Annotated in this window: 3 protein-coding genes and 1 pseudogene; 3 read left to right on the forward strand and 1 reads right to left on the reverse strand. The window is 62.6% G+C overall.

Annotated elements, in window-relative coordinates; translation table 11 throughout:
• A pseudogene (locus tag AC5DC2_RS20170) lies at window positions 1–214 on the reverse strand (5-aminolevulinate synthase); the annotation flags it as partial.
• A gap of 433 nt (window positions 215–647) precedes the next feature.
• Here AC5DC2_RS20170 and AC5DC2_RS20175 point away from each other — a divergent pair.
• The 3 genes from AC5DC2_RS20175 to AC5DC2_RS20185 all read left to right on the forward strand — a co-directional run bounded on the left by AC5DC2_RS20175 (window position 648) and on the right by AC5DC2_RS20185 (window position 4295).
• Window positions 648–920 (forward strand): YMGG-like glycine zipper-containing protein, encoded by a 273-nt coding sequence (locus tag AC5DC2_RS20175; RefSeq protein WP_024709701.1) that lies wholly within the window; start codon window positions 648–650, stop codon window positions 918–920.
• Window positions 921–1160: 240 nt separating this feature from the next.
• Window positions 1161–3089 (forward strand): autotransporter assembly complex protein TamA, encoded by a 1929-nt coding sequence (locus AC5DC2_RS20180; protein WP_024709700.1) that lies wholly within the window; start codon window positions 1161–1163, stop codon window positions 3087–3089.
• A 105-nt stretch (window positions 3090–3194) separates the two neighbouring features.
• Window positions 3195–4295 carry an AsmA family protein gene (locus tag AC5DC2_RS20185; protein ID WP_491699771.1) on the forward strand — a complete coding sequence of 367 codons (1101 nt, stop codon included), beginning with the start codon at window positions 3195–3197 and terminating at the stop codon, window positions 4293–4295.
• Window positions 4296–4310: the final 15 nt, after the last annotated feature.

The following is a 4310-nucleotide window of genomic DNA, read 5'->3' on the forward strand; positions in this document are numbered from 1 at the left end:
TCGCCTCCTGCATGGCGGCGATCACGGTGGGACACTGGCCCATGCCGAGATAATCATTCGAACACCAGACCGTGACCGGCGAAGCCGCGCCGTCCTTGAAGCGGGACGCACGGGGGAATTCACCGCGATGCCGTTTCAGTTCCGCGAAGACGCGGTAACGGCCTTCTTCATGCAGTCCCGCAAGTTCGCTTTTGAAAAATGCTTCGAAATCCATCGTTCAGGTGCTCCACCGCCAAGCCGTTTGTTTTCCGCAAGGATTTGACGAAGTTTGCGCAACGTCAAGCCGCAAAGCCCCGGAATTGACCCGGGTGCGGCAATAGGCCCTTCGTTTGAATTATTCCAAACTGCTTCTACACGCAACCGTTCGGGGCAAATCTTGATCAAGGTCAAGTGATCGACATTATCCGGCAGGCTTCTGACATTCGCTCCGGCGGCGGGAACAAATCCCTGCACCGACACATTAATCCGCTACCCCGGAAATATCCGGCTGCGGCGGAAAGGCGCTTTTTTGCTTCCCGCATCGGCGCTATTCGGATATGTATTTTCAGAAGCGGCCGGTCGAACGGTCGCGACAAGGAGAGCGGCGGCGGGCACGGCACCCCGGGGAGCGTCCGGTCGTAGCGCGACCAAATGGTGATGAGGGAATCATGAACAAAGTAATCGCAGGACTTCTGATCAGTGTGTTTTCGGTTGCGGCCACGGCCTGCACCCCCACGCAGGAAGGCGCGGCCATCGGCGCCGGCAGCGGCGCGCTGATCGGCACGGCCATTGACGGCGGCGGCCTCGGCGGCGCGCTTCTCGGCGGCGCCATCGGCGCGGGCGCGGGCGCGCTCGTCGGTCGTGCTGTCGAAAACCAGCCGGGCAAATGCTACTACCGTGACCGCTATGGCCGCGAATATGTGGACGACTGCCCGCGGTAAGGCACCATGCGCGTGACCGTCTGCGACTGCGGAGACGGTCACCGCTTTCTTGTGAGCCGTGCCCGAAGGCAGCGGCAATGCGGCTTATCCCGATATCCGGCCGACAATCGCGCTTCCGAAAGGTTCGGTTAACGCTGTTGCCGGCTTTTGGATTTTGACGGGATGCACGGCCTGCTCCCGTGCTACCATGCTGACGCGTAAAATCATTCAGCGGATCAGCGGCATCGTATAGAGTACACCATGATCACCCGTCCCAACCGGCGAAATTCCGGCACCCGCGCCTCTCTGAAGGCCGGGCTCTTGCTGTCCGCGGCAATGCTCGCCGTGGCGCTGTCGGGCGTCGGCGAGGCGCGCGCCTTTTCCCTTTTTGGCGTTCACCTTTGGGGCGAGCGCGAGGAAGAGATCGATAACGTTCAGGATCCGGTGCGCTATCATGTGACCTTCTCCGTCACCGGCGGCGATGACGGGCTGGAGCGCTTCCTGCGCAACCGCTCGGAGCTCGTCAATGGAGAGAACCAGCCGGTCGACGGCGATCTCGGTCTTCTCGTCAAGGCGCGGGACGATCTGCAGATCCTCGTCGGTTCGCTGTTCGAGCGGGCCTATTACGGCGGGCTGGTGAACATCAGCATCGAGGGCCAGAACATCGAGGACATTGTCGGCCTGCCGAATTTCGACCGCGTCAACCCGGTGCCCGTCACGGTGAACATCGAGGCGGGACCGCGCTTCACCTTCGCCAACATCGACATCAAGGATGCGCCGCCGGATTTCGATCCCGCAAAGCTCGGCCTCGTCATCGGAACGCCGGCCTATTCGACGACCATTCTGTCGGCGGCGCAGGACATCGTCTCAAAACTCAAGGATGACGGTCACCCCTTCGCCAGGATCACCAAGCGCGAGGTCATCGCCAACCATGAGAACGCGACCATCAACGTTTTGATCGACGCCGAGGCCGGACCGAAAGCCGATCTCGGGCCGATCGCGATCAAGGGGGCGGATGCGGTGGACCCCGAGTTCATCCGCACCTATTCGCGGCTCAAGGCCGGCGAACCCTATTCGCCGCAGGAACTCACCGATGCGGCGAACCGGTTGCGCACCCTGAAAACCTTCGATTCCGTCGTCATCAACACCGGAGATACGCTTGACGAAAACGGCCAGTTGCCGACGACCATAACCGTCAAGGACGGCAAGTTCCGCTATTTCGGCTTCGGCGCGACGGTCTCCTCGATCGACGGCCTGGGACTTGAAGGCTACTGGGGCCACCGCAACCTTTTCGGCCATGCGGAAGGGCTGAGGCTGGAGGCCGGCGTCTCGCGGATCGGCGTGACAGACACGCTCGATTCGCTCGATTATGCCGGCGGCATAACCTTTACCAGGCCCGGTCTGTTCCACCCGTCCGGCATGTTCACCGCAAGCCTTGCCGCCGGCACGGAAAACCCCGATCCCTACAACGCCAAGACGGTGGCGGGGTCTGTCACCTACAGTTACGAGCAGAACGATTACAACACGATCACGCTCGGCTCAACCACCGAATACTCCCATATCGAGGATGCCTTCGGCACCGAGGATTACCTCACCTTCTCGCTGCCGGTGGGTTTCGACCGCGACACCCGCAATGACGCGCTCAACCCGACAGAGGGGATCTATCTGGTCACCACCGCCGAGCCGGCCTATGATTTTCTCAACGGCACGGTCTATTCCTCCTTCGACGCCGTCGGATCGACCTATTTTTCCGCCGGCGAGGATGACCGCTTCACGCTTGCCGCCCGGCTCGGCGCGGGTACGATCGTCGGCGGCGACAGCCTTGAAGACATCCCCGCCAACCAGCGCTTTTACGCAGGCGGCGGCGGCAGCGTGCGCGGCTATGCCTACAAGTCGATCTCGCCGCGCAATGCCAATGGCGATGAGACCGGAGGACGTTCCTATGTCGAGGCAACGCTCGAGGCGCGAATCGGCATTACCGAAAACATCCAGGTCGTGCCTTTCATCGATGCCGCGGATGTTTCCGCCGACAATTTCCCCGATTTCAGCGACATCCGCGCCGGGGCCGGCGTCGGCGTGCGTTACCTGACCGGCTTCGGTCCGATCCGCCTCGACGTTGCCCTGCCGCTTGACCGCTACCCTGGCGGCGACAGATTCGGCATCTATGCGGGGATCGGCCAGAGCTTCTGATCCGCCGTCTCGGATGCTGCACGCAAATGTGCAGGTCGGCGACGCTTTAGGCGCTGTATTCGTCCCCTTCCATCGCGTATAGACTGCCCCAGATTATGAATTGGCATGAGCAAGGGAAACCGCCAGACGATGAGAACAGTGACGGCAACGCTTCGATTTCTGACCAGGCTGGTCGCAGGCCTCATCGCCGGCGTGCTCCTGATCGCGCTTGCCGCCGTCATTCTGGTGGGCTTTACCGGTTTCGGCGCCAATTTCGCCGTCCAGCAGGTGACGAAGCGGATCGCCTCGCCCGATTTCGCCGTGCATGTGGGAAGGGTCAGCGCGCCGCTGACCGGCCATTTCACCGTCGAATCCGTTTCGGTTTCGGATATCAACGGGCCTTATGCGACAGTCGAGGATGTCGTACTCGACTGGTCGCCGCTCGCCCTTTTCAGCGGCCGGTTCAAGGCCGGGAACCTCTCCGCGCAGTCGGTAACGCTTGAGCGCCTGCCGGTCGCCTCCGACGCCGCGCCGAAGGAGAAGAGCCAGGGCGGCGGCTTCTTGTTGCCGATCGGGGTCGAGATCGACCGGTTCGACTTCCCTCAGATCGATATCGCCGCCCCCGTGCTCGGCGAGGACTACCCGCTTTCGGCAGAAGGCAGCGTTGCCGCGCTTGCCGATACGATTTCGGCATCGCTCAACGCCAAGCACCGGGCCCGCCCCGAAACCTATGTGCGTGCGGATCTTGCCTATGCGCCGGGTGAGAACCGTCTCGATCTCGAAGCGGAGGTGAACGAGCCGGAAGGCGGCATCGTCGCGACGCTGATGCAACTGCCCGGCGCGCCGGCGCTCAATATCGCGGTTGACGGCGACGGCCCGCTTTCGGACTGGCAGGGAAAGGTGACGGCGGAACTTTCCGGCGCGGCGCTCGGCGAGATCGATATCCGCCACCAGCTCGACGATGCCGGCGAACGGACCGTCACGGTTTCCGGCAGCGGCCAGTTCGCGCCGCTCACGCCCGAGGCTTTCGCAAGCCTGGTCGAGGGCACGACCCGACTCGACCTCGCAGTCACGCTCTCCCCGTCCGGCCGGATCGCCATCTCGAAAGGCAATGTCACCACCGGCAGCTTCGCGCTTGTCGCCTCCGGCGCCTGGGGTTGGCGCCTGTGTGGCGAGCGTGCGGCACCGTTGGGTGCAATGATGGAGAGTCTTCAGTGGATTCTCTGAGTCGGAAAGAAAATA

Source organism: Martelella sp., assembly GCF_984369615.1.

Bases quoted from the DNA above. Each gene is read 5' to 3' on its own strand.
- AC5DC2_RS20180 (WP_024709700.1), top strand. From the start codon at position 1,161: ATGATCACCCGTCCCAACCGGCGAAATTCCGGCACCCGCGCCTCTCTG.
- AC5DC2_RS20175 (WP_024709701.1), top strand. From the start codon at position 648: ATGAACAAAGTAATCGCAGGACTTCTGATCAGTGTGTTTTCGGTTGCG.
- AC5DC2_RS20185 (WP_491699771.1), top strand. From the start codon at position 3,195: ATGAGCAAGGGAAACCGCCAGACGATGAGAACAGTGACGGCAACGCTT.